This is a genomic window from Streptococcus parasanguinis, from assembly GCF_001073155.1.
GTDB classification, from domain to species: Bacteria; Bacillota; Bacilli; order Lactobacillales; family Streptococcaceae; genus Streptococcus; species Streptococcus parasanguinis_D.
Map to the genome: position 1 here is coordinate 12,148 of NZ_JVEE01000022.1, position 25,923 is coordinate 38,070.

Consider the following 25,923-nt stretch of genomic DNA (forward strand, 5'->3'; position numbering starts at 1 on the left):
CTCAACCACTGCGTCTTGCTCGACAATCCAAAAACAATTGAGAGGCTAGGACTTTTGTCCCAGCCTCTTTTCAATATAATCAAAAAAGATAGTATAAGACTTTATTGAAACGTGAATCTTATAGCCTTCTTTCAAAAGAGGTCATATAACCTCTTTGAAAGAACTTAGAAATAAAAAATTATCTTATTTAAATAAGATAACCTCTATGAACTGCAAAAAAGCACACCCTATTTGAACCTCGTCCCTAGAATTTTCCATTGTCATCATATGTTCTTCCTATTTCCTGAAAAATCGATGAATCATCCATAGAACATCTTTAAGTCCTTCTTTATAAATGAATGATGCCTTAGTCAGTTTTTCTTGCATAGAAATCCATCCATATCCTCCTTACTTCTTCTTTAACAAGATGCTTCGGAATTCACAACTTAATTTTTTTATTGAATAGCTTAGTCACTTTCTAATTATTTTCTTTTTGTACAGGAAAAACAGCTATTATACTATAAATAATTGATTGTAAATCAACCGATTTTAGTTTATAATGCAGATGAAAAGTTTAACAAATTTCTATTTTTATAATGGAAATTTTGATTACATTTAGGAGACCTCATCATATGAAAAAATTAACGAAATTAGGTATCGCATCGATTTCCGTATTTGTATTAAATACTTATACTCATACGATTGTGAAAGCTGATGAGAATAGGAGTTCAGAGACTTCTGTAACAGTAGAATTATCAACAACTGAAGCAAATGCACCACAGGGAGAACATTCTATCGTAACGAACAATGATTCTTCGAGCGCTGAGGACAATGTTCCTTCTAGTGTTGGAGATTATACTCTAGCTACAACCACTTCGGAAACTACTAGGAGTACAGCCACTCCTCCAAAAAGTAATATCGTAAACGAAGATGGATATGTCAATGTTGAGGGACATCCCGCAGCTTTAACAGATGATGGTGAGAATGTTGTCTATTCTTATACCGTTGCGTTTAAAGGAATGCATTCTAGCGATCATGGACAAACAGTTCGCGATATCAGACTCCGTATTCCAGACATTCCAGGCGCTAAAGTTGATTTCACACTAATAGGAACACGAGATGCCAATGAAAATCCTGTTCCCGTCAATGTACCAATGAAAGTCATTCTTCCTGATGAAATTGTTTCGGATTCTGACACTGATCCTACTACTACCCTTAATTCAGATTCCTCAATTGTTCCAACAGCAGAAGAATTAAGGGCAGGAAAAAAACCGGCAATTGTTAATATGGATGAGAGTGGATATAACTATTCTGGCGATGGAATTGTTCACTTATATGGAATTAGTTCTAAAACTCTAAAAAGTACTGCTTTTCGTGTAGCTATCACACTTCCATTAGAGGAGGCAAAAAAAATCAAGTACTTACCGATTGATGCCCGTTTTGCATGGAAATGTAGCCAAGAAGGTGGGATAGCCAGTTATGAAGAAGGCTGTCAGAGTTTAGAAGAATATAAATCTAATCAGGTTTATTTTGCTGATGAGGATGGTAATCTAAGTTATGGTGGGTTGGGCAATCCTACCCTAGTGGATGAAAGTTACGTACAGGATGGTCATCTCATCAAGTCCGTTGCAAGTCCAAATACCTACATTACACCTAATAATGGGGACTGGACCAAAATTCCAAATGACACCAATATTGATCCCGATACTTTCTTTAACTATGTGAAAATATTTTCCTTAAAGGAAAATAAATCTATTACGTATTATGCATCTGAAACAGAAGATATGGCTGATCAAGACGTATCTGCTTTTTACCAAGGAAACGTTCTGATCGACTATGTGATCAAAGGATCCAACCAATCCATCAAACCTACATATACTGATACTGCCATGACTTCTGTCTATGGATTGGATGGTAGACTTAAAAACTACAACACAACAGAAAATAATCTCGAACGCCCAGACTATATTATTTTTAATGGACAAAAATATCTTCTAGTAGGGATTTCATCCTCATCTGCACCAGAGATTGGTCCTATGAAAGAGGGGACGCTCCATGTAGTATATGAATATGTGAAGGAAGCTTATAATCCTGTTACTCCCGTAGCACCAACTCCAACACCCGTTTCACCAATAGTCCCTGAACCAGTTCAACCAAGCCAAGAAGAAGTTAAAAAAGAAAATCCGCTCTCTCACGAAGGAACTGTAGATCCTCAACCATCTCAGAATTCTGTTACTAAATCAGTAATGGATTTAAAACAAGTAGGATTGCCAAAAACCGGAGATTCTAGTAGCAATGTATTCTTTAGCTTCTTGGGTGCCTTAACAGGTTTCCTTGGATTCTCCCTCATCAAAAAAAGAAAGAGTGAAAGATAATAGAAAATTCTAAGCCGTTCACCTGTCTGGAAGCTGGCAAATTCTAATAAGAGGTTATTTTGAACCCTCGCAAATCTTTACTCTCTACTTATTGATCGTAGCAGTCTATTTTCTCTTTAACTTTGCTCTCTCTAGTTTTTCTCACCACTTATCCAAAAAGTGGGCAAAAGCTATAGACTAATAGAGGTTCAAGTTCCGATCTCAGCAAAAAAGATCGAAGAAGCTTATACTTCTTCGATCTTTTTCTTATGAAACCGATTCGAGTTTCATTCTTTTCTGCGTATCTTCTACGACGTCTTTTAAAGTGGTTTGAGACATTTCTTTTTCCATAGCAGTCTGAATGTCCTCAAGCTTCCCATCTAAAACATTGTGGATATTGTGGCCAATTGGGCAGGCTGGATTTGGATTGTCATGAAAACCAAATAATTGACCTGTCGAACCTAAACATTCTACTGCTTGATAGATATCCAGCAAACTGATCTCATCGGCTGCTTTTGCGAGCTCAGCTCCGCCTGTCCCACGCGCTACATGGATCAATCCAGCTTTCTTCAACTGAGACAAGGTCTTTCGAATAATAACAGGGTTCACGCCGACACTTCCTGCCAAAAAATCACTGGTTACTTTTGTTTTTTCTCCTTGTAGAGCAATCATGATCAAGACATGAGTCCCAATGGTAAAGCGACTCGAAATTTGCATAACTTCACTCCTTTCTACCCGTTTTTGAAGGTAGAGTCTATTGAACAACCGTCAAGGGACGACTTTCGTTATTCCTATTATACTCTTTTTAGTTGTAATGTCAATAGTTACACTATTGGAAGAAATCCGCTAGCCAAGCATCGATTTCTAGATCATGACCTTCTCTCTGCTCAATTTCATGAAGGAGCTCATGATTGTGGGTATGATGAATGCCATTAACCAAACTTTCATAATACACTTGGTAATAAGGAAGATGGAGATCTTTTGCCAGTTGCAGTTCTTTTTGGACATCATAGTCCACCCGTCTAAAATCTACATCTTTTAGCCCCATTTGATCAAATTCAAGAATAGCATACATGGCCCGAAGGTCCTTGCGAAGATTCTTTTCTAAAAAGAAAGGTTGACCGATCGAGCCAGGATTGATAATCAGTTCTCCTCCTGTCCCGTAGCGGAAAAACTGCTGGTGAATGTGTCCGTAGACTGCAATATCACAAGACGGGTTTGTCACCAAACGATCAAAATCCTTCTGCTCACCAATGTGGATCAATTCGCGACCCCAATTCTTATCAGGTAAGTGGTGGGTAATACCGATCTTTAAACCTGCGATTTCTCTATGGACCTGCATGGGCATTTTCTGCATGTCTTCAATTTCCTGGGGCGTAATTTCTTCAAGAATATATTGACACTGGCGCATGAGGTAGCGATGACTGGGTCTGGTCTCATCCAACATCCCCCTCATGGCCCGCCAAAGACTATCTTCCCAGTTCCCAAGGACTTTGACCGTAATCGGTAACTCCTCTAACAGCTCCAAGAGGGCCCGTCTCCCTGTTCCTGGCATCAAACTATCTCCTAAGAGCCAATATTCATCCACCTTGGCTTTTCGGCTATCCTCTAGAACAGATTCTAAAGCTGTCGTATTTCCATGAATATCTGAAAGTAAAGCAATTTTAGTCATGATCTTCTCCTTCTCTCCATTATAACAAAGAGAAGAAAAACTTCCACCCTAAGGTGAAAGTTTTATGAACATTCATTGCTACTAGAAATGAAAACTCAGGCTAGAAGCGGACGCTTCGTCGTTGGATTTATCTTTTTCCTTTGAGTTGCTTAACGGCTTTGTATCTTAGTCTAGTGATTTGAGGGCTTCAAGCATGTCTACTTTTCGGAGATAATGGTCAACATAAATTCCTAACAGGAGCAAGAGAAGGATCATTCCTCCAACAGGGAAGAGGAATACGCCAAGTCCCACTTTAGGGTAAAAGAGAATGGCATCTGGTGCAATCATGGCAATGAGGAATTGATGAAGATAATAACCACCCACTAATCCCAAAAGGATCCCTATGATAGACAATAAGATGGTTTCGCGGTAAATATAGAGTGTCACTTCCTTATTATGGAATCCTAAAACCTTAATGGTCGATAATTCCCGGATCCGCTCTGCCACATTGATATTGGTTAAATTATACAAGATCACAATGGCTAGTAAGATCGATACGACTACCAGAATCATCATAGTGGTGTCCAACGATTTGGCAACTGAGTTAAAGAGGGAAATCATCGAAGCATTTTGACTGACTGCCTTCACAGCTGCAAGAGCCATCATATCCCGACTAACTGCTTGCACTTGTTGTGTGGATGAATTTCGCAGCTGCACCAAATAGCTGTTTTCTAAAGTCCGCTCTCCGTAGATTTTTTGGTAACTTGCCTGATCCATATAGATAAAATGGCCAACATAATTTTCAGTGATTCCTGCCACCTTAAAAGAGTGACCATTTAGGGTCAGTCGTTCCCCAACTGTAACCTGGGCTAGTTGTGCCAGTTTGCTACTGATGATAACCCCTTTCTTTAGAGACAAGGATTCCCCTTGCTTGAATGAACGCAGGCTGACAAAGGGAGAAAAATCTGCACGATCCGTAACCAACATCGTAACGGTCTGCTTGTCGTGTCCATTTTTTAAAGAAGCTTCAATGACCTTACTATAGATGGCTCGATAATCCTTGATGTCTGATTTTGCCAGACGATTGGTTAGTTCTTTGCTTTCTTGGTAGGAGGCATTCGTTTTTTTGGCTACAACCAACTCATAAGATAGGATCTCTTGAAATTGGCGTTTGGAAACACTTTCTACAGAAGATTGAATCCCTAGCCCTGCAAAGAGAAGAGCAATAGAACCCGCCACTCCAAAAATGGTCATCAGCATCCTTTGTTTGTAACGAAAGAGATTGCGAGCAGTAACCTTGTGGGTGAAACTCAGACGTTTCCAAATAAAATGGATACGCTCCAGAAAAATTTTCGAACCGGATACTGGTGGTTTGGGCAGTAATAATAGATTGGCTTCTTCTTTTAATTCCTTACGAGCAACCCAGTAAGCTGGAAGCACACTCGCGATGAAAGATAGTCCGAGAGCAGTCAGAGTTATATCCCTATAAAAATACTCTCTGCTCTCTCCTATAACCATCCCTTGCGTAATAATGTTGGAAATAATCCCCGATAGGAAATAATGCCCCAGCAAGCTTCCTAGAAGGGTTCCAATCGTACCAGCAAAGAATCCATAGAGGACAAATTTGAGAATGATGTCCTTGGTTCGATAGCCCAACGCCTTAAAAATGCCTGCATTGGTCCGCTCTTCATCGACAAAGCGCGTCATCGTGGTAAATGTCACCATGGCTGCTACCAGATAAAGAACGACCGGAAAAATATTTCCGACAGCAGAGATACTGCTACTAGCATTGCTATACATCAGGTAACCTTGTCCGCCTGGCATGGTCTTGCGATCATAAACATGATAAGTTGGAATTTCCAGCTGATCTCGCTCGGTTTGGGCTTTTTTTAGCTCCTCCTCTTTTTTTGCAAGCTCCGTTTCACTTTCGGTCCAGTCCTTCTTTTTCTGATCCAGTTGCTCTTTAGCTTGATGGATTTTTTCTTGACTGGCTAGGTGCTCTTTAGCTGGCAGAAATGGAGCTAGTTTGCTGAGTTGCGTCTCCTGCAAGTCTATTTGCTTTTGAGCCTGATCGATCTGATTCTTGGCTGACTGTAGTGTTTCCTTGGCACGACTGAGTTCTTTCTGGCCTTTTTGGATCTGCCCATCCGCCTCCTTCTTGAGTCTTTGATAGTGAGCCTTTCCATTGTCTTTCAGAAGTTTTTCTAACTCTTCTTGGTGATCTTCTAGCCGTTTTTGGTAGGACTGCGAAAAAGAATCAAAAGATCTCAGATCATCAAACTGGATACGCGCCATCACAGGAAGTTTAGTCGTAAAGACCTCTTTTGAAACCAGAGCATAGGCATCCAGATTCCCACTGCCACTTATGGCAGTTCCTAAATTCTTTTGAGACCACATCTCAGAGGATTGAACAAAGCCAACAATGGTGAATTGCTTTTGCTTTAAACTAGACCTAGTTCCCGCCTTTTCTTCAAGTGTGAGGGTATCTCCTAATCGATAACGATCCTCCCAAAAACTCGCTAGGGCCAGTTCTCCTTCTTTTTTGGGCAGACGCCCCTTGGTCACACGAAAAGAAGAGAGACTCTTTGGGGGAGAAAAAAGTCGGATTGCCGTTCCTGTTCCTTTCACCGTCAGATCTAACAGTGAACCAAATTCGACACGCGCCCCCTTGACTCCTAAAAGCTCCTCTTGGTCTACCTGGTCTAATCCCAAGTCCCCCATGACAGCAAGATCTAGCATCTTTTGTTGCTGAATAAACTGGTTAGCCGTTCGGTGCATATTTGGGGTGGTCACCTTTAAGCCAACCAAGGCCAAGCTTCCCAACAACATCAAGGTTAAGATGGAAAGAAAACGTCCTTTTGAATGTGTAAAAGAACCAAACAGATCCTTCCAATAGATTTTTCGTTTCATGCTAGCACCTCTTCTAATATTCTAGTGTAGCAATATCTTGAGGAAACTCATTGATTTCTATAGACTTGACCTTGGCATCATGCATGCGAATCACACGGTCTGCAATCGGAGCTAAAGCAGCATTATGAGTTACGATGATGACCGTCGCTCCTTTTTTTCGAGACATGGCCTGTAAAATCCCCAATACTTGCTTACCTGTCTGGTAATCTAAGGCTCCTGTAGGCTCATCGCAAAGGAGAATTTTAGGGTTTTTCGCCACTGCCCGAGCGATCGCCACCCGTTGTTGCTCTCCACCTGACAATTGGGCAGGAAAATTATCAAGACGATTGCCAAGTCCTACTTCTCTTAAAACGGCTTCCGGATCCAAGGCATCAGAGACGATTTCTGAAGCCAATTCGACATTTTCCTTGGCTGTCAGATTGGCTACTAAATTATAAAATTGAAAGACAAAGCCAACGTCATCTCGTCGATAATCCGTTCGTTGATGGGAATTGAGCTTAGAAATATCCACCCCATCAATCAGGACCTGTCCTTCGTCATTCGTGTCCATCCCTCCTAAGATATTGAGAACCGTTGATTTTCCAGCTCCTGACGCCCCTAAAATAATGACCAATTCGCCTTTTTCAATCTCAAAAGAAACATCCTGATTAGCGAGAATCTCCGTTTCTCCACTAGTGTATCGCTTGTAACAGTGCTGCATTTCGATGTAGGCCATTTTTTCTCTCCTCCCTCCTATTTCCTATCTATATTATAGTCCTTTTCGTATAGATTACAAAGAAATCGAGGTATCACCAATAGTGATTCTTCCTCATTATCATGAACTATTATAAATTGTATGCTATAATAGAGACAAATTGATTTATTCTTAGAAAGAAGGCTCATCATGAGTTTACAACAGTTTGAAAGGAAATCTCTTCAAGAAATCAACCAGTCTATTGACGTGCCAAAAGGCATCCCCTTTTGGAAGACTCTTCTACTCTTTTCAGGACCAGGAAGTCTGGTAGCTGTCGGCTATATGGACCCGGGAAACTGGATTACCAGTGTGGTCGGAGGGGCACAATACCGCTACCTCCTCTTATCAGTGGTTCTTCTCTCCTCTTTAATCGCCATGCAGTTGCAACAAATGGCTGGTAAACTAGGAATTGTCCATCGTAAGGACCTGGCCCAAACAACCGCCCATCACTTGCCAAAATGGCTTCGCTATACCCTTTGGATTGTGATCGAGCTTGCCCTGATGGCGACAGATTTAGCAGAAGTCATCGGATCAGGGATTGCCCTCCACCTTCTTTTTGGCTGGCCCTTGCTTTTTTCCATTCTGATCACCATCTTTGATGTCTTCCTCTTATTGGGGCTCATGCATCTAGGATTTCGAAAGATCGAGGCCATCGTATCAACCTTGATCCTCACAATCCTTGCGATTTTTGGTTATCTGGTTTTCCTATCGAAACCAGATATCGGGGGAATCTTTGCTGGATTCCTGCCTCAAAAAGAAGTACTGGGAATTGGGCTTCCAAAAGGAAATGAAGCCTTGACCTTGGCACTTGGAATCATCGGGGCAACGGTGATGCCCCACAACCTCTACCTCCACTCTTCCATTTCGCAAACGCGAAAAGTTGATTACAAGGATCCAGCAGATATCAAACGGGCAGTGCGCTTTATGACCTGGGATTCAAATATTGAATTGAGTTTGGCTTTTGTCGTCAACTCCCTCCTCTTGATTCTTGGAGCGGCCCTCTTCTTCGGGCACGGAGATAAGATTGGTGCTTTCTCTAGCATGTACAATGCCCTCAAGGATAACCATATTGCTGGTGCCATCGCAAGTCCTTTCTTGTCCACTCTCTTTGCCATCGCTTTGTTAGCTAGTGGTCAAAATTCAACCATTACTGGGACCCTAACCGGTCAAATCGTTATGGAAGGTTTCTTGCGATTTAGACTACCACAATGGGTGGTGCGTCTCATGACTCGGATCATTGCCCTCCTTCCCGTTATCATTGTCGCAATTTTATTCGGTGACCAAGAACATGTCCTCGATGACCTTCTGGTATATTCTCAAGTCTTCCTATCAGTGGCCCTTCCTTTCTCCATCTTCCCTCTGGTTTATTTCACCTCCAACAAGGAAATCATGGGAGAGCATGTCAATGCGAAATGGAATACCTTTTTAGGCTATCTCGTTGCGATTGTCTTAACCATCTTAAATTTCAATTTGATCGTGACAACTTTTATCAAATAAAGAGAGAGTGGGACAGAAATCGGTAATTCGTTAGAATTCGATTTCGTCGTCCCACCTCCGCACAGTTGAGTAGGGCTGTAAAAGCTGATGAAATCAGCGTAGTAGAGCCCACTCAACCACTGCATCTTGCTCGACAATCCAAAAATAATTGAGAGACTAGGACTTTTGTCCCAGCCTCTTTTTATTTATTACACTCCCTTTTCCATCTTGCTCCTCCATTTCCTAAAAATTTCCTGACCATTTTTTTAGGAGGGAATTAATTTAAATCACTAATTATTGTGAGGTTTTCACAAAATCTTGTCAGTGCCCGTCATTCATAAATTTGTAAAATTTTTGTACACTTTTCGTTATCTGTACAAAAATGAGAATTATTGTCTAATTTATATTTTTGGAGTATAATGCTATCTGTTAGTGTCGTGAAATTATTTAACCTATAAATTATTTCAATATCAAATAAATAGAAACAGATTTATACAACTATAGAAAGGAACATATGGTACGCCAAAGACAAACAACAACAAAGTCAGACTTACGGAATGCACTCTCAAAACTCCTCTTGCAACAACCTTTTGACAGCATCACTATTCGACAATTAACCGAAACCGCTGGAATTAACCGCGGGACCTTCTACTTGCACTATGTTGATAAATACGACATGTTTGAGCAAATGAAAATGGACATGATGCAAGAATTGGATAGCCTCTTCGTTGAAGGAAGTCCTGTCAAGGTAAACTTTCTCAATGTGTTGACCGCTATTAAAGAGAATTATGATTTTATATATGCCTTGTCCCAATCCTGTTGCTCGGACTTTAGTAAATTGGTAAGAAGTTTTACCCTTCATGCACTGGACGATACTCCCCATGCGAAAGAACACATCATTTCAGACTTTCAAGTTCCATACAAGTATGGTCTAGAAATTTTCATCGCTACGATCGAATCTGTAATTGTTACCTGGTTAGAATCGGGTGCGAAAGAGGACCCCATTGAAATTGGAACGATCATTCTCAGTGTCTGCGACTTTGCTAGCTGGAACTAAATCCCCCAACCTTTTCCTACCCTTCTGGAGAAGGTTTTTCTTTTGGCAAATGAAAAAAGAACTGATCACCTTGTTCAACTTGTTTGTAAGAAAGCAAAAAGGCAGGATCCTAAGATCCTGCTTTTAGAATGTCGACAAATTACTTTAAAGTAAAATAAGTTAAGCGATTTTGCAAAAAAAATAAAAATGAATTCCAATTTTTAAATCGATTCAAGAAAATACCGAAACTTTCCGCTGTGAGAAAAGTGCCTGAAACAATAACGTTTCAGGCACTCGGGAGTTTTGAGACCCTAGGCTCAAAACTAAGTCTTGGAACTTCTTGGATTGCTGAAATCATCCACTGGATAATTTCACCTAACGTCCGTACTCACCTAAGGAAAGTTTTTTATATGACTTTGTCTTCAATCTGAAGGCAGGATCTTAACATCCTGCTTTTTCTTTGCCAACATGGTTGCAAATCGAAGTTGAATTCGATTTCCATTCTCATCTCGACGATGGAGGTGGCCAGGATTTTCATTGTATTTGACCAATTCCCAATCCTTGTAATACTCCGCCAATTCTCCTTCTTTAAAGGTAAACGAGAAGGGCATCTGACAAGGATAATCTTCTGTATCCATGGCACAGACAATGAGATTGTAGCCACCTGGGTTGGTATGCTCTTGCATATTGCGAATGATCGCTGGGATCCGCTCTGCCTCTAAAAACATAAGGACCACAGTTGACACGATGAAATCATAGTTTTGAGTAAGGGCTGCAGCATTGATATCATAGAGTCCCACTGGCATGTCCATATCTTCCTCAGCGACAATACTTTGTAAGATCTCAAGAGCCAATTCATTTTGATCTACTGCTGTCACATCAAAGCCATGTTGGGCCAAAAAGAGAGCATTGCGTCCTTGCCCACATCCTAGATCCAGCGCCTTTCCAGCTGGGACAATTCCCACTGCTTCTAGCACCTCTGAATGGACAGGGTTGGTATTGTACTTTTTAGGAAAATAGTCTTTTGGCTCACAGTAAAATTCTAAGTACCACTCCACATCGTCCGTCGCTACTTCCACACGGTGCCAGGCCTGGGGCTCAGCCATGGGGTTCTCTGCTCCTGCTTCAAATAGGTGGCTCGCGATTTCTTCCCCCTCTTCGGTCAATTCAATAAATCGTAACTGACCTTTTAAAACTGTAATCTTCCCCCAGGTTCCTACCTTGGTATTGTGCTTTCTTTGAAGAGCTTCTGGCATGCTATCCTTAGTCCAGATAGGCATGCGTTTGTAGGCGATCAATTTTTGTGTCATGCTGCTTCTCCTTTTTCTTTCAGTACCCTTATCATACAGGAAAAAGCCCCTTTTTACAAGTTAGAAAAAAGGCCCCTATCCGAGAAAAAAGCAATTCTGAAACAAGTTTCAGAATTGCCTTTTTAGTTTAACGTGTATTGTATTGTTTCATGACCCGTGCGATATCCCGGTTTTGTTCCCGACGTTTGATGGATTCACGCTTGTCATAATCATGTTTCCCTTTAGCGAGTCCCAAAAGCAATTTGGCATAGCCATCCTTGAGATAGACCTTTAAAGGCACCAGGGTCATTCCTGTCCCTTTGGTTTCTTGGTCCAGCTTTTGGATTTGCTTTTTATGAAGAAGAAGCTTGCGACGACGGTCTGGATCTTGGTTCCAGATATTGCCTTCCTCATAAGGGGCAATATGGACGTTGCTGAGCCAAACTTCTCCATTTTTAACTTGTGCAAAACCATCTTTCAAGTTAATGCGTGCTGCACGGACACTTTTGATCTCTGTACCTGTCAGCACCATTCCTGCTTCTATTGTATCCACGATGGTGTAGTCATGCCTCGCCTTTTTATTTTGTGCGACTACCTTTCCTTCGCCCTTTGCCATGTTTGGCTCCTTTCTTTGCTACTTCCTTGTAAAATGGTTTCTTCCCTTTTTTCTTTTTGGATTTAGAGGAAGAATCTTTCCGTTTGTCATCTCTTCTAACGGTTGAACCCTTAGAAACTTTTTTGTCTTTGCGTCTGCGATCCTTTCGATTGCCATCTCGGTCACGTCCTTTGCCCTTGAGGCCTTGTTCGACGACATCCCATTCACTTGGAATATAAGAGAAATCAATCTCTCCGGTCATCTTGTCAGCTCTTTCGACCTTGATCCGGATTTGCTGACCAACACGGAAGGTTACTCCTGATTTTTCTCCGCGAAGGGTTAGATCCCGTTCGTTAAAATGGTAGAATTCAGGAAGATTAGTAATATGGATCAACCCTTCGACTGTATTTGGCAACTCCACAAAAAGGCCAAATTTCACTACACTGGAAACCACAGCATCGTACTCTTCCCCAACATAGTCTTCCATGTATTCGGCCTTTTTCATGGCTTCTACTTCACGCTCTGCGTCAATAGCCCGGCGCTCTCGACTAGAGGATTGGCTGGCAATGTCTGGAAGGACTTGTTCAAAGTGTTCTGCCACTTCTTGGGATTTACCGTATTCGCGCACCATTCGATGAACCATCAGGTCCGGATACCGGCGAATGGGACTAGTAAAGTGGGTATAATATTCCGCAGCAAGCCCATAGTGGCCATGGTTGTGCTCCGAATAACGGGCCTGTTGCATCGAGCGCAACAACATCATCGAAAGGACATCTGCATAAGGTTCTCCTTCAACCTTGCGCATAATTTCTTGCAGGGCTTCTTGGCTCATGTCACTAGCCGTTCCGTAGATTTGGATCCCAAAGCTAGAAGCATAATCGATAAACTTCTGTACTTTTTCTGCCTTTGGATCTTCGTGGATCCGGTAGATGAACGGCAGTTTCATTCGTGTAAAGTGCTCCGCCACCGTTTCATTGGCAATCAACATAAAGGACTCAATCATCCGCTCCGCAATTCCTCTTTGACGGAGGACGATATCAACTGGTTTTCCTTCTTTATTGACTAGGATTTTAGCCTCATTGGTATCAAAATTAAGGGCTCCTCGGCGAATCCGCATGCTTTCTAGAATACCATGCAGGGTGGCCATTTGATGAATACTTGGGACAATTTTCTTAAAGGTTTGAGCCTTGTCTTCGTCACCTGCTAAGATATCATTGACGTCACTATAGGTCATTCGGAAGGTCGTATTGATGACAGTTTGGGTAATGGTGTGCTTGACGACCTTTCCATGGGGATCAATCTCCATGATGGCAGACTGGGTCAGGCGGTCCACATTCGGATTTAAAGAACAGATCCCATTGGACAAGCGTTCTGGAAGCATGGGTACTACTCGGTCGGTCACATAGACAGAAGTTGCACGATTTAGAGCTTCCTTATCAAGTGCTGAGCCTTCTGTAACGTAATAAGAGACATCTGCGATGTGAACCCCCAGCTCAAAATTGCCGTTCTTGAGTGGCTTGATATGGACCGCATCGTCCAAGTCTTTGGCATCTGCCCCATCGATGGTAAAGGTAATCTCCTCTCGCAGATCCAAGCGTCCCTCTAAATCCTTTGCAGACGGTGCATCTGGAATCTGCTCAGCCTCTTTCAGCACTTCTTCTGGAAATTCTGAGACGATATCCATGGATTCTAGCACTTCCAAGACATCGATTCCAGGATCTGTCACATGACCGACCACATCCCGCACAGTTGCCACAAAATAATTGTGCTTGCGGCTCGGGTATTGATCAATTTCGACCTTGAGGATTTCGGTCCCTTCCAATTGGATGGCTGGCTTCTTCACATAGATCAGCTGGCTGATTTTTTGATTTTTCGAACGGATGTAGCCGGCATATTTGGGCTTTTCCTCATCCAGAACAATTTGTCCAACAACCGTTTTGACGCTATGATCCAAGACATCAATAATCTTCGCTTCTGCTGCCGTTCCTTTGTTTCGGTCTGCTACCTTGGTAATGACGATCTCAACAGTATCCCCATCGATGGCGTGGTTGACATCATTTCGGCCAACAAAGAGGTCCTCTTCTTCGCCTTCTAAACTGACAAAGCCAAAGCCATTTTTATGGGCATGAAAGATCCCCTTGAGGGTAATGGCTGGGGCCTTCTTTTGAGCCAAACGAAGAGAGCCATCATCCTCGAATTTCAACTCATGACGGCGTTCCATCAGAGAGATGGTTTTGACCAAGTCACGAAAATCCTTAGATCCTTCTTTTCCTAGAGCTGCTGCCAGATCATTGATCTGGGCTTTGTCATGCTCTTGTAAATATTCTTTAATACTTGTTTTCATGAATGTATTTGCTGGTTATCCAGCCTCCTTTTTTCTATCTACTTGTGTCTTTGTTTTACAAAATAAAAATAGGCAAAGACATTGTCTGAGCCTATCTTATCTACTAGAAAGTACCATTAAGATCATCGCGATCAATAACCAAAAGAAGATCATAATAGCTGTTAAACGCTGCATCACGGCTTCAAACCCGCGCGCTTTTGAACGTTCAAACAAGTCATTTGAGCTTGCGTCAAAGACGTTGCTCGATTGGTTTTTTGTTGGTTGCATAAAAATTGCGATAATAATCAATACTGATAATACTAGTAAAATAGTTGTTAATGCTCCGCTCATATTCAAAACTCCTTAAAATCTTCACTATTATACCATGAAAATCATTTTGATTCAATATGTAAGGTTACTTTTCTTTCCTTGGGACAATACTTCAAGACCTCGATCTTTTCAGGATGGGTTTTGGTATTTTTACTGGTCAAATAATTCTGACTCCCACAGCTGGTGCAGGTCAATTGAACTTTAATTCGCACGTACGTCTCTCACTTTCAAATACTTTCTAAATAAGAATAAGAGGAACATCAAATCGGTAAAGGCCAAAAGGGCTGTACCGTAAAATACCCAATGATAGCCAAAATGCATGAAAATACTCGAACCCATCATTGGCCCTAATACACCACCTAAATAATAAAAGAGCTGGTTGTAGCTAAAGATCCGAGAAATCCCTTCAGGAGGGGTTAAACGATTCAATAATGCAGAAACTCCTGGTAGTAGGGCTCCTGTCCCGATCCCAAAGAGGAAGCGTAAAATCCCTAATTGAAGGGGTGATTGCGCTTGGGCACAAAGGATATAGAGACAGCCACTATAAAGAAGGGCGATTAATAAGAGCCGGTGATTCCCGATTCGGTCTCCGAGTTTTCCCATCCAACCTGAAAATAGCATACTGGAGACTCCCATAGCCGAAACAATCATCCCTGATACAAAGATCAGGTTATCTCTTTGTCCCAAAGCTCGCACATAAAGAGGCAGGATCGGAGAAATAGATTGGGCGATCATTTGGATGGTCATGCTGGTCAAAAAGAGTCCCAAGAGGATATCTTTTTGCTGAATGGACATGAGCAACTCCCAACTGGATTTTTGTTCTTCTTTTGGAAGGGGCTCATAGTCTTCCTCAATGCCCCAGAAGGTTAAGAGGGAAACCAAAAATAAGAAGAAGCCGACCAAGAGAAAGACATTGCGCATTCCTAGATTTTCAGCAATGAGTCCCCCAATCAAAGGGCCCATCAAGGTTCCAGCTACGACACCGGTCGATAAGGTCCCTAGGGAATAGCCAGATTGGTCCTTGGGAACTTGACTGGCAATAAGGGCTGTACTATTAGGGACAAAGCCTGAAAAGACCCCATTGAGCAAGCGTAGGAGCAAGAGCCAAAAGACGGATGGGACAAAGGCAATGCCTCCCATGGTCAGCGTCATGGCAATGGAAGCTCTAAGCATCATGGGTTTTCGACCATAGCGGTCGGCTAAGCTCCCCCAGATGGGAGACATGATCGCAGAGGTTACAGAAGAACTCGCGACGGCAATCCCAGCATAAAAAGGAACAGCCTTGCCCGTAACACCCAACTCTTCCACAAAGAGGGCCATAAAAGGAACGACTAAAGAAAGGCTGGCTCCGATGAAAAAGCAGCCGATCCAGGCAATATATAGATTTTTACGCCAATTGATTTCTCTTGTGATAAAATCATCTTCTTTCTAATTGTTGTAGGGCTGCATCTAATTGGGCATAGAGGGCAGTTAGATCGCCACTATTGTCTAAAACCAGATCTGCATGGGCTCTTTTTTCATCTAGCGACATTTGAGACGCGATGCGTTCTTGGGCCTGCAGTGCTGATAAATGGTTGCGCTCCATCAGGCGCTTGAGCTGGGTTTCTTTTGATACAGCTACCAACCAGACAGATTCAAACCAATCTTCATAGCCTTGCTCGATTAAGAGAGGAATATCCATAAAAAAGAGATCGGATTGTGCAGCTTGTCTATCTCTTACCTCAGCTAGAGCCTCACGAATAAGCCTGCCTTGGACGCGATTGGACCAATCTCGTTCACTAGGGTCTGAAAAGATCCGCTGACCCAAAGCGACGCGATCCAGCTCTCCTTCTTTGGTAAGGATCTCTCTACCAAAATGATCTACTAAGACACGGTAGAGGGCTCCTCCTGGTGCCTGCAAACCATGAACCACTTGATCAGCATCAATGACAGGATACCCTTTTTCTTTCAAATAGGAGGTGACAGTGGACTTTCCTGAAGCAATCCCTCCTGTTAATCCGATGATTCTCGCCATCTAGTTCTCCTTTTGGCAGTGAGGGCAAAAATGAGTTCCACGTCCCCCCAGCTGGATTTTCTCGATCGGTGTCCCGCAGTGCAAACAAGGCTGGCCTGTTTTCCCATAGACCTGGTGTTCTTCCTGCATGGTACCATCCTCACCAAATGCATTGCTGTAGGAGCGAATGGTGGAGCCACCCTTTTCAACAGCTTGAGCAAGCACAGCAATCGTTTCTTTGCGGATTGCTTTGGCTTCTCTAGCAGTCAGGCTTTGACCCAAACGGGCTGGATGAACCTTGGCTCGATAAAGGACCTCATCCACATAGATATTGCCCAGACCAGCCACTAATTTTTGGTCTAAAAGAGCTGATTTAATGGGTTTCTTTGATTTTTTAAGAGCTGCTTGAAAGGCTGGTTCTTTAAAATCCACTTCCGTCGGCTCTGGACCAATCTTTTTCGTCAAAAAATAGCTCTCGATAAGCTCAGGTATGAGGACTTCCATGGTCCCAAACTTGCGGACATCTTCATAGACCAGAGTGCTACCATCTGTAAAATGAAAGAAGACATGGGCATGCTTGCGAAGAGGAACCTCGTCTGGATAAAAGAAATACTTGCCTTCCATCCGCAAATGCGAGATGAGGACCAGATCCGTCAGATAAAACAAGAGATATTTCCCACGGCGCCCCATGGCCCGAATTTCTTGACCTGGAAGATCTTGACGAAAAGCATCCAGATCCGTCTGAATCATCTTAGGATACTTTACTTCCACGGACTGGATGGTTTTTCCAAGAATTAATTTCTCAAGACCGCGTCGAACCGTCTCTACTTCTGGTAATTCAGGCATAGCTTCTCCTTCTCTAAAAACAAGAAGCAGGCTTCTGCCCACCTCTTCTTAATATTCTTTTTCGTTGTATCCGAAATCGGCAAGATCCAATTTCTTATCCCGCCAATTTTTCTTGACCTTGACCCAAGTTTCTAGGAAGACCTTGTCCCCTAGCATGAGCTCGATATCCTTACGCGCAAGGGTTCCAATCTTCTTAAGCATGGTCCCGCCTTTTCCGATGACAATGCCTTTTTGGCTATCACGCTCGACCATGATGGTTGCTCGGATATGGACCTTATCGGTCTCTTCATCCCGCTTCATGGAATCCACTACTACTGCAACAGAATGGGGAATTTCTTCCCGCGTCAAATGCAAGACCTTTTCACGGATCATTTCAGAAACCAAGAAACGCTCTGGGTGGTCAGTGATTTGGTCAGCAGGGAAATATTGGAAACCTTCTTCTAAGTTTTCGCTCAAAATGTCAATCAAACGCGAAACATTGTTTCCTTGAAGGGCTGAAATTGGCACAATTTCCTTGAAGTCCATCTGACTACGGAAGTCATCGATTTGCGCCAAGAGCTGGTCAGGGTGGACCTTGTCAATCTTATTGACCACAAGAATAACCGGCACCTTAGCAGCCTTGAGGCGTTCAATGATCATATCATCACCCTTGCCACGCGCTTCATCTGCTGGCACCATAAAGAGTACGGTATCGACTTCCCGAAGGGTACTATAGGCTGACTCCACCATGAAGTCTCCAAGGGCTGTCTTGGGTTTGTGAATCCCTGGGGTATCTATAAAGACGATCTGTTCCTTATCCGTCGTATAAATCCCCATAATCTTATTGCGCGTTGTCTGCGCCTTGTCACTCATGATGGCAATTTTTTGCCCCATGACGTGGTTCAAAAAAGTTGACTTCCCAACATTGGGACGTCCTAAAATGGCTACAAAGCCTGATTTAAATGTCATAATATCCTTTCACGAGGGCATACTCCCTCTTATCCAAATACCAAGGCCCAGAATTTGGGCACAAAAATCACCAGTCCTGTTAGTAAGGCAAAGCCTGATACGACAAGGACTGCTCCAGCTGCCATGTCTTTGGCATTCTTTGCCAACATGGAGAAATGGTAGTTACTAGCTAAATCCACCACATTTTCAATGGCTGAATTCATAATCTCAAAAGCAATCACCAAGGTGATGCTGAGCAACAAAAAGAGCCATTCTGTCGCAGAAATCCTAAATACCAAACCAGCAAGAATTGCTACAAGGGCTGATAAGGCATGCTTGCGCATATTGCGCTCTTCTTTGATCGCCGTGAAAATTCCTGTTATCGCAAACTCCAGGCTTGAAGTGAAGTCCCGATTTTTCCATTTTCGCTTATTGTCTTGTGAGTCCATAGGCTGTCAAAATCTCTTCCTGTAAGCCAAACATTTCCTTTTCTTCTTCCGGCGTATAGTGATCATAGCCATTGATGTGAAGAAAACCATGCACTGCTAAAAATCCCATTTCGCGCTCAAAGCTGTGGCCATATTCTTCGGCTTGCTCACGCGCCTTGTCAATTGAAATAAAGAGCTCACCAATATAGGTATCGAATTCAGCCATCATCTCTGCCAATTCTGGATTTTCTGCAAGATCTTCCTCGTCAAAAGAAATCTCCATCTCTGGCTTGTATTCTAAACTGATGACATCCGTCGGACGATCCGTATCACGGTATTCAAGATTTAGTTCATGACTGCGTTCATTGGTTACAAAAGTCACAGCCATTTCCTTGTCTTCTTTCCCAATTTTTTGAGCAGCAAATTCTAAAATTTCTTGCGTTTGTTTTAAGATTTCGTCAGAGACTTGACCAGTCTCATCTACCATTTCAATATACATCTGGATCACCTCACTATTATCACTTTATTATATCACAAAAACCAGCCTATATACTAGATACAGGCTGGTTTTCAATCTTTTTCTTTGCAGGACAATCTTACACCACTGTTTGCTGGATGGCATTCATCTGGGCATAGATCCCTCCTTGTGCAACCAGTTCCTCGTGTCTACCACGTTCCACAATACGTCCTTCAGATAAGACTAAGATCTGATCCGCATCTTGGATAGTGGACAAGCGATGGGCAATGATAAAGGTGGTCCGGCCCTTTTGCAGGACTGCCATAGCTTGTTGGATGATTTCTTCTGTTTCCGTATCAATGTGAGAAGTTGCCTCATCCAAAATCAGAATTTGCGGATTCATATAGAGCGTCCGCGCAAAGGAAATCAATTGACGCTCACCACTTGAAAAGGCGGATCCTTTTTCTACGACTGGATGGTCGATTCCCTTTTCAAGGCGCTCTACAAAGGGCCAAGCCCCGACTTTTTTCAAGGCATCTTGGACTGCCTCCCGATCAATGTGATCCTGACTCATGGCCACATTACTAGCAATGGTTCCTGTAAATAGATAAGGATCCTGCAGAACAATCCCCATATGGCTGCGTAAGCTCTCACGAGAGACTTGGCGAATATCTTGACCATCGATCAAAATCGCTCCTTCTTGAGGATCATAAAAACGATAGAGCAGGTTCATAATCGAAGACTTACCCGATCCAGTATGACCCACAAGAGCAATGGTTTGCCCAGGACTTGCCTGAAAGGCAATATCTCTCAGAACTGGCTTGCCTTCTTCATAGGCAAATTGAACATCGTTAAACACGACTTGAGCTTTTTCTATCTTCAGTTCCGATGCACCATCGGCCTCCAAAGGTTGGTCTAAGAAAGCAAGGACGCGACTCCCCGTTTCTAAGGATCTCCGAATATTCGGAAATTGACGACTGAGATTGGCCATGAGATCAAATAGATTAATCACATAGTTAATATTGATAAATAAGAAACCAGCCGTCACACCGATATTGCCCTGTAGGAAAGAAATCCCAGCGATGGTCAAAATGCCCGCAATCACTAAAAACTTGAGCAATTCCGTTAAGGTCCAAGAAGCAATGGAATCGGCCAGGAGGATTCGATCATTGGCTCCTAACATCTTCTGGGTAGTGGCTTCAAACTCCTCCACCACACCAGGCTCTTGATGATAGAGCTGAATCATACTGGCACCATGCAAGAGTTCATTGACCTGGGTATTGACCTCGCTTCTCGCATCAAAGAAATCCTTCATAGGCTGGTCCGTCATGACCTTGTAGAGATACTGGATCCCATAGAAAATCGGAAAGACCAAACACAAGAGAAGGCCCATCATAGGACTCAGGTAAAAGAGAATCCCTAGGATAAAGAGAAAGCGTACCAAATAGATGACTAAAATCATACAAGAGTTATAAAACTGGGTCCGCAAGGTCTCCGTATCATTGACAATTCTTGTCGCGATCTTCCCAGCCGGCTTATCATCAAAATAAGAAATAGGCAGCCCTTGCATGACTTGAAAGGCTTGGTCCCTCAGACTAGCGGTTACTTGGTTACTTCCATGCAGTAAAATCCGATTGCCCATGTAGCTAATCAGCTGCCCCAGGCTCAAGACCAAGAGATAGAATCCTCCCATCTGAAGCAAGTCCCCTTGCCCGCCACCGTGGATCAGTGCGGTCAAAGGCCCATCGATCATCTTTTGGAGAAGAAAGGGTGACAATTCAGAAAAAATGGTGGCTAGTAAGAGGCAAATAAAGCCAGCAAGAAAGACAGTTGGATAAAGCGTGATCCTCGATAATAATCGTTTCAATACTTTCATCTTATTCTCCTTCCTGTTTTTGTTGCCGTTGGTATTGTTCATAATACCAGCCCTCTTGAGCTAATAAATCACTAGCCCTGCCTTCTTCTACAATCTGCCCTTGATCCAAGACGATGATCCAATCAGCCTGATGAACAGCCGACAAGCGATGGGAAACAATGATGGTCGTCTTGTCTTTTCGTTCTTTTTGAATCGTGTCAATAATGGCCTGTTCAGTCTTCGCATCCACCGCCGAAAGGGAATCATCTAACAGCAAGAGCTCAGCATCTCTTAAGAAGGCACGCGCCAAAGAGATCCGTTGTTTTTGACCTCCTGATACAGAGACCCCTTTCTCACCGATCAGGGTGTCCATTCCCTGAGACATCCGCTCGAGATCATCCGCAAAAGCAGCTTGGGCTACTGCTTCCACCAAGTCATCTTGGCTGGCTCCTTTTTTACCAAGCGCTATATTCTCACGGATAGACTTGGAGAATAAAATATGTTCTTGGGAAACATAGCCAATTTTTTCTTCGATGGAGTGTCGGTTGTAGTCCACGATCGGTTGCTGGTTGACCAAAAACTCTCCCTCACCAACTGGGTACTGCCGCAAGAATTGTCGAACCAGGGTAGTCTTTCCTGCACCGGTACGACCAACAATTCCAACCGTCTGTCCTTTCTGAATGGTCCAATCAATGCCTGACAGGCTCTTTCGCTCAACACCAGGATAGCTGAAAGAATAGTCCTTAAACTGCACCAAATCAATCTGCTCTAAGTAGTGAGGACCATCTGGCTCCAGATCATCCGTTTCATCAATCACTTCTTTTAATTTTTTATAGGACATTTGACCTGTCTGGTAGACCAAGATCAGGTCCGCCATCATCCACATAGGCTCAATTAAGAAGACCAAATACAGCTGTAAAGCCAATAACTTACCAAGGCTCAACTGCCCGCTTGCCAGGGACTGGCCTCCAAATAGCAGGAGCAAGACCGTCGAGAATCCAATAAACAACAGGGCTAAAGGTCCAAAAGAATACTGGATAGAGGCAATTTTGTCCCCTGTTTTGGATAGACTGGCTGTTTTTTTCTGAAACTGTTTGACCTGCTGGTCCCGTCTACTATAGGCCCGCATGACCCGGATCCCTTCGATCGACTCCAAGACCTCATCGTTCAACTGAGCGACTGCTTCCCGGTTTTGCTCAACATACTCCTCCTGCTTTCTACTCAAAAAATAGGTAGAGACGACGAGGAAGATCATGGGAATAAAGGAAATCAAGGTTAATTGCCAAGAAATGAAAAACATGGTCGGAATAATAAAGGCAAACAAGCCACCGCCAAACAGGAGCACCATCATCCCGTAACCAGCCATATCGGCCATCCCATCCACATCTGTCGTAAAGCGCGTCAAGAGATCTCCTGAACGGAATTTCTCAAAAAAGGGACGCCGCATAGCTACTAGCTTACGAAACGCTTGTCCCTGAAGGGTCGCCTTGAAATGGACTGACGACTGAAAGAGGCGCAACTGCCAATAAAAAGCCGTCAGGTAATTGAGGATGGCTGATCCTACCAAGAGGACCATATCCCATACAAAGTTCGATTGCGTCAGCGTCTGCTGACTCAAATGATCCACTAAACGCTGGATAACTTGCGTCGGGATCAATAAGGTGTAATCATAAAGAATCAGGACCATAGCGATCTTCACATATCGCCACTTGCGCTCCCTGATATACTCCCAAATAGCTCTGATCATATATTCTCCTTTTCAAAATGGCACAGAAAAACCCAAGCAAGGAGCTGAGTACGTGCTCAGTCCACACTTGGGCCTTCTGATGCCTATCACCAATTCAGTTAAGGCAGGTAAAAATGCATACAAAAAACCCAAGACAAACTCCTCCATCTTGGGTTCCATTTATAGTTTACATCGAACTCAACTGAGATTGGAGAAGCTGTGTATTCAATTGTGTCATCAAAACATCTACTTTGTTCATGATGGTTTTCTCCTTTCTCTTTGTTGTTCTAACTTTACCACGGATTTCCTTGCTTGTCAACGTTTTTTTGAAAATTGTTGAAAAAAGCAAGACTATTACCTCAAATCGCAATGAGTTCTTCCTATTTCAACTATAAATAATTTTTAGTTAGCTACCAAGTTTATTAACGGTAACTATAGATAACAGGTGTTTATAAAGCAATCAAAATACCATATGACAAGTATACAAATATATTTATATGGCACAACTTCTTCTATCGTGATTATTATATATAAATTAAATAGATCTGATCTATTTGTGAGACTATACTCAATTTTCATTCCAAACCATTAGGTTCATTTTCTGATGACTGTTTAGAATTAACAAAAGAAAGCAATATCTTTATAAAAATACAAAATAGAACTTGGAATAATGCAATAATAGAGAAAATCACTGCAGAATGAATTTTCAAAATAGAAAAAACAAAAGTTCCAACTGGAGATAAGACCAAAGATAGTAATGAAACAGTACTAAAAACTCTACCTAAAAATTCTTCTGAGATCTCTGATTGAATTTTTGAAAATATTTGAACATCGAATATCATAATGAATAAAGAGCTTATTCCAAAAAGCAATATTATTAAATAAATATTATCAATAAAAACAATTGGAACCAATGCAATTGAAGACATAAACAAAAAGTTACAACATTCAGACATAGTGAAATCATTCTTAAAAAACTTATTGATGTACGCTCCAAGTATTTTCCCAATAGTTTGAACTGCTAATATATATCCATACATATAGGAAACATTAAAAAATTTATTTATAAATGGCAAGTAAAGTTCTATACCCGCGACGAAAAAATTAAGTACGGATACTAATATCAAAATAATGAAGAACTCTTTTCTTTGAAGGATATAACAAAATCCCTCAATGATACTTTTCATTATATCTGCTTTTTTAGCAGTTTTTTGATTTTTAAAACCTTGACTTTTAATAACAAATTTTGATTCTATAATCGCAGAGATGGCAAAACTTAATGAATTTAGTAACATTGAAACTTTGAAACCAAATAGAGAAATAATCCAAATTCCAAAAAAGGGAACTAATATATTAAAAATCTCTGCTAAACTTCTACTGTATGAATTATATATGTATATGGAGTTTTTATCCAATAGGTCTCTAAATATTGCTTTGTAAGCAGGATTGTTAAAAGAATTTAGAATAGCTAGTATGATATTAACAATTATTAACACTATTGCACTATTAGGCATATCTAAAAATAAAAAAGCAACAAATGTTGAAATAGCAGCAACGATATCCGTTAAAATAAGTATTTTTTTCCTATTTCCAAAATCTGCAACAAAACCTCCTATTAAGTTAAAAAATATTTGTGCTATTACCTCTGTTGATTGATAAACTGACATAAAAAATACTGACGATTTTGGTAATGTAGAAATGAATATTTTATTTGCGTAGTCATATACCCTATTTCCAAAATTATTAGTTTGTCCCCTAGAAATAAGTAATATTATATTTTTTTTACTCATACCTCTACAATCTCCCTTCAAAAATTGATTAATAAAAATTTAAACAAATTTTCATATCAATTTTCCTTTTCTTTTTTAAGTATTGTATAATAAATAAAAACTATTTAAACTTTTGTTGTGAAAGTGGGAAAAATGAAATCTAAACTTGGTCAAACACTTAGAAAAATACGCAAGAGTAAACAAGTAAGTATCTGTGCTATCGCAGACAAACATCTATCAAAATCACAGATTTCCAGATTCGAACGTGGAGAATCTGAGATATCTTGTATTAGACTTATCAACATTTTAGATAAATTACACATCTCATTGGATGAATTTCTTATTCTTCATGATACTGAATATACCCAAACGATATCATTTGGCAACTTAATGCAATATATCCGTAAAGAGTATTCCCTACAAAATGTTGATAACATTAAATCCTTACTCACTAATTCTACAATTTATCAACTCAATTCATTGGAACGAACTATGGTAAAATCAATAATCTATACATTGGATAATAAGATTTCACCATCCGAGGCAGAATTAGAATCTTTGACTGATTATTTGTTCAAAGTTGAAACTTGGGGATACTATGAAATTATATTATTAGCAAATTGTATCCGAACCATTCAATATAATTCTGCTTTTTTATTAACAAAGGAAATGATAAAAAATTTTATTTACTCAACATTGAATAAGACTAATAAAAAACTCGTTACTCAGCTAGCAATTAACTGCTTAATTGTAAGCATTGACAAAAGAAAATTTCAAAATTGTTCTTATCTAATTAACGAGATCAAAAAATTATTAAATAATGAGTTCAACTACTATGAACAAACTGTATTTCTATATGCTACAGGCTACTATGAATTTAAAATAAATAATAGAAGTGGTCTAGAAAAAATGCAACAAGCTCTAAAAGTGTTTGAAATTTTAGGAGAAAATAGTATCAAGTCACAGTATCAGCAACATTACAATGAGCATGTGGAATAATATCTTTTATTTATTAAATAGTTCGCACAGAAATTCTGTACCCATGTCTTAAAACAGGATGTATAATATAGGGCGTAGAAAAACTGTTCTTTTTTTACAAATCCAATAAATTCTATCAAAATAAAAGAATTTATTTGTTAGAATTATTCAATCATCTACTAAAACTTTCCGCCGTGAGAAAAGTGAGGCTGGGACAAAAGTCCTAGCCTCTCAATTGTTTTTGGATTGTCGAGCAAGACGCAGTGGT

The 25,923-nt window shown here is 41.3% G+C and carries 22 protein-coding genes; 4 read left to right on the forward strand and 18 right to left on the reverse strand.

The genetic code is table 11. From position 1 onward, the window contains the following. Window positions 1-611 precede the first annotated feature (611 nt). On the forward strand, window positions 612-2,354 hold the full coding sequence (locus ADH92_RS02985) for an LPXTG cell wall anchor domain-containing protein (RefSeq protein ID WP_049496981.1): 1,743 nt from the start codon (window positions 612-614) through the stop codon (window positions 2,352-2,354). Between the two features lie 246 nt (window positions 2,355-2,600). On the opposite strand, the gene ADH92_RS02990 is transcribed toward ADH92_RS02985, so the two are convergent. The 4 genes from ADH92_RS02990 to ADH92_RS03005 form a co-directional block, all read right to left on the reverse strand. Continuing rightward, complete coding sequence (locus ADH92_RS02990; RefSeq protein ID WP_031576605.1) at window positions 2,601-3,050, reverse strand: Rrf2 family transcriptional regulator; 450 nt, start codon at window positions 3,048-3,050, stop codon at window positions 2,601-2,603. Window positions 3,051-3,162: 112 nt separating this feature from the next. Continuing rightward, a complete protein-coding gene (locus ADH92_RS02995; protein WP_049496987.1) occupies window positions 3,163-4,005 on the reverse strand; it encodes a metallophosphoesterase family protein in 843 nt (280 codons plus the stop codon). Between the two features lie 165 nt (window positions 4,006-4,170). Next, a complete protein-coding gene (locus ADH92_RS03000; RefSeq protein ID WP_049496989.1) occupies window positions 4,171-6,894 on the reverse strand; it encodes an ABC transporter permease in 2,724 nt (907 codons plus the stop codon). Between the two features lie 13 nt (window positions 6,895-6,907). Then, window positions 6,908-7,609, reverse strand: coding sequence for an ABC transporter ATP-binding protein (locus ADH92_RS03005; RefSeq protein WP_049496991.1), 702 nt, complete (start codon window positions 7,607-7,609; stop codon window positions 6,908-6,910). Between the two features lie 168 nt (window positions 7,610-7,777). Between ADH92_RS03005 and ADH92_RS03010 the strand changes: the two genes are divergently transcribed. Then, window positions 7,778-9,124, forward strand: a complete 1,347-nt coding sequence (locus ADH92_RS03010) for an Nramp family divalent metal transporter (protein WP_037608002.1) — start codon at window positions 7,778-7,780, stop codon at window positions 9,122-9,124. A gap of 493 nt (window positions 9,125-9,617) precedes the next feature. Further along, window positions 9,618-10,160 carry a TetR/AcrR family transcriptional regulator gene (locus tag ADH92_RS03015; protein ID WP_031576432.1) on the forward strand — a complete coding sequence of 181 codons (543 nt, stop codon included), beginning with the start codon at window positions 9,618-9,620 and terminating at the stop codon, window positions 10,158-10,160. Window positions 10,161-10,561: 401 nt separating this feature from the next. Here ADH92_RS03015 and tehB read toward each other — a convergent pair whose 3' ends face one another. The 14 genes from tehB to ADH92_RS03085 all read right to left on the reverse strand — a co-directional run bounded on the left by tehB (window position 10,562) and on the right by ADH92_RS03085 (window position 24,698). Next, on the reverse strand, window positions 10,562-11,449 hold the full coding sequence (gene tehB, locus ADH92_RS03020) for an SAM-dependent methyltransferase TehB (RefSeq protein WP_049496995.1): 888 nt from the start codon (window positions 11,447-11,449) through the stop codon (window positions 10,562-10,564). A 127-nt stretch (window positions 11,450-11,576) separates the two neighbouring features. After that, complete coding sequence (gene smpB, locus ADH92_RS03025) at window positions 11,577-12,044, reverse strand: SsrA-binding protein SmpB (RefSeq protein ID WP_009731435.1); 468 nt, start codon at window positions 12,042-12,044, stop codon at window positions 11,577-11,579. Then, window positions 12,007-14,367: a ribonuclease R gene (gene rnr / locus ADH92_RS03030; RefSeq protein WP_049497000.1), complete on the reverse strand. Its 2,361-nt coding sequence runs from the start codon at window positions 14,365-14,367 to the stop codon at window positions 12,007-12,009. The genes smpB and rnr overlap by 38 nt, the downstream gene beginning before the upstream one ends. Window positions 14,368-14,463: 96 nt before the next feature. Beyond that, window positions 14,464-14,697 (reverse strand): preprotein translocase subunit SecG, encoded by a 234-nt coding sequence (gene secG / locus ADH92_RS03035; protein WP_003008189.1) that lies wholly within the window; start codon window positions 14,695-14,697, stop codon window positions 14,464-14,466. A gap of 41 nt (window positions 14,698-14,738) precedes the next feature. Next, complete coding sequence (gene rpmG / locus ADH92_RS10495; protein ID WP_003005699.1) at window positions 14,739-14,888, reverse strand: 50S ribosomal protein L33; 150 nt, start codon at window positions 14,886-14,888, stop codon at window positions 14,739-14,741. After that, window positions 14,878-16,077 carry a multidrug efflux MFS transporter gene (locus ADH92_RS03040; RefSeq protein ID WP_338322202.1) on the reverse strand — a complete coding sequence of 400 codons (1,200 nt, stop codon included), beginning with the start codon at window positions 16,075-16,077 and terminating at the stop codon, window positions 14,878-14,880. Before ADH92_RS03040 ends, rpmG begins: the two co-directional genes overlap by 11 nt. 16 nt (window positions 16,078-16,093) lie before the next feature. Continuing rightward, window positions 16,094-16,690, reverse strand: a complete 597-nt coding sequence (gene coaE / locus ADH92_RS03045; RefSeq protein WP_049497005.1) for a dephospho-CoA kinase — start codon at window positions 16,688-16,690, stop codon at window positions 16,094-16,096. Next, window positions 16,691-17,515 carry a DNA-formamidopyrimidine glycosylase gene (gene mutM / locus ADH92_RS03050; RefSeq protein ID WP_049497006.1) on the reverse strand — a complete coding sequence of 275 codons (825 nt, stop codon included), beginning with the start codon at window positions 17,513-17,515 and terminating at the stop codon, window positions 16,691-16,693. A gap of 48 nt (window positions 17,516-17,563) precedes the next feature. Further along, window positions 17,564-18,463, reverse strand: coding sequence for a GTPase Era (gene era / locus ADH92_RS03055; RefSeq protein WP_049497008.1), 900 nt, complete (start codon window positions 18,461-18,463; stop codon window positions 17,564-17,566). 29 nt (window positions 18,464-18,492) lie between these two features. Further along, window positions 18,493-18,891 (reverse strand): diacylglycerol kinase family protein, encoded by a 399-nt coding sequence (locus ADH92_RS03060; RefSeq protein WP_003008202.1) that lies wholly within the window; start codon window positions 18,889-18,891, stop codon window positions 18,493-18,495. Continuing rightward, window positions 18,872-19,369 carry an rRNA maturation RNase YbeY gene (gene ybeY, locus ADH92_RS03065; protein ID WP_003005431.1) on the reverse strand — a complete coding sequence of 166 codons (498 nt, stop codon included), beginning with the start codon at window positions 19,367-19,369 and terminating at the stop codon, window positions 18,872-18,874. The genes ADH92_RS03060 and ybeY overlap by 20 nt, the downstream gene beginning before the upstream one ends. Window positions 19,370-19,466: 97 nt before the next feature. Then, window positions 19,467-21,203, reverse strand: a complete 1,737-nt coding sequence (gene tetB(46) / locus ADH92_RS03070; protein ID WP_049497012.1) for a tetracycline efflux ABC transporter Tet(46) subunit B — start codon at window positions 21,201-21,203, stop codon at window positions 19,467-19,469. Window position 21,204: 1 nt separating this feature from the next. Continuing rightward, window positions 21,205-22,929, reverse strand: coding sequence for a tetracycline efflux ABC transporter Tet(46) subunit A (tetA(46), locus tag ADH92_RS03075; protein ID WP_049497014.1), 1,725 nt, complete (start codon window positions 22,927-22,929; stop codon window positions 21,205-21,207). A gap of 554 nt (window positions 22,930-23,483) precedes the next feature. Beyond that, a complete protein-coding gene (locus tag ADH92_RS03085) occupies window positions 23,484-24,698 on the reverse strand; it encodes an MFS transporter (protein ID WP_049497021.1) in 1,215 nt (404 codons plus the stop codon). A 132-nt stretch (window positions 24,699-24,830) separates the two neighbouring features. On the opposite strand from ADH92_RS03085, the gene ADH92_RS03090 reads away from it, so the two are divergent. Next, window positions 24,831-25,676, forward strand: coding sequence for a helix-turn-helix domain-containing protein (locus ADH92_RS03090; RefSeq protein ID WP_049497025.1), 846 nt, complete (start codon window positions 24,831-24,833; stop codon window positions 25,674-25,676). Window positions 25,677-25,923: the final 247 nt, after the last annotated feature.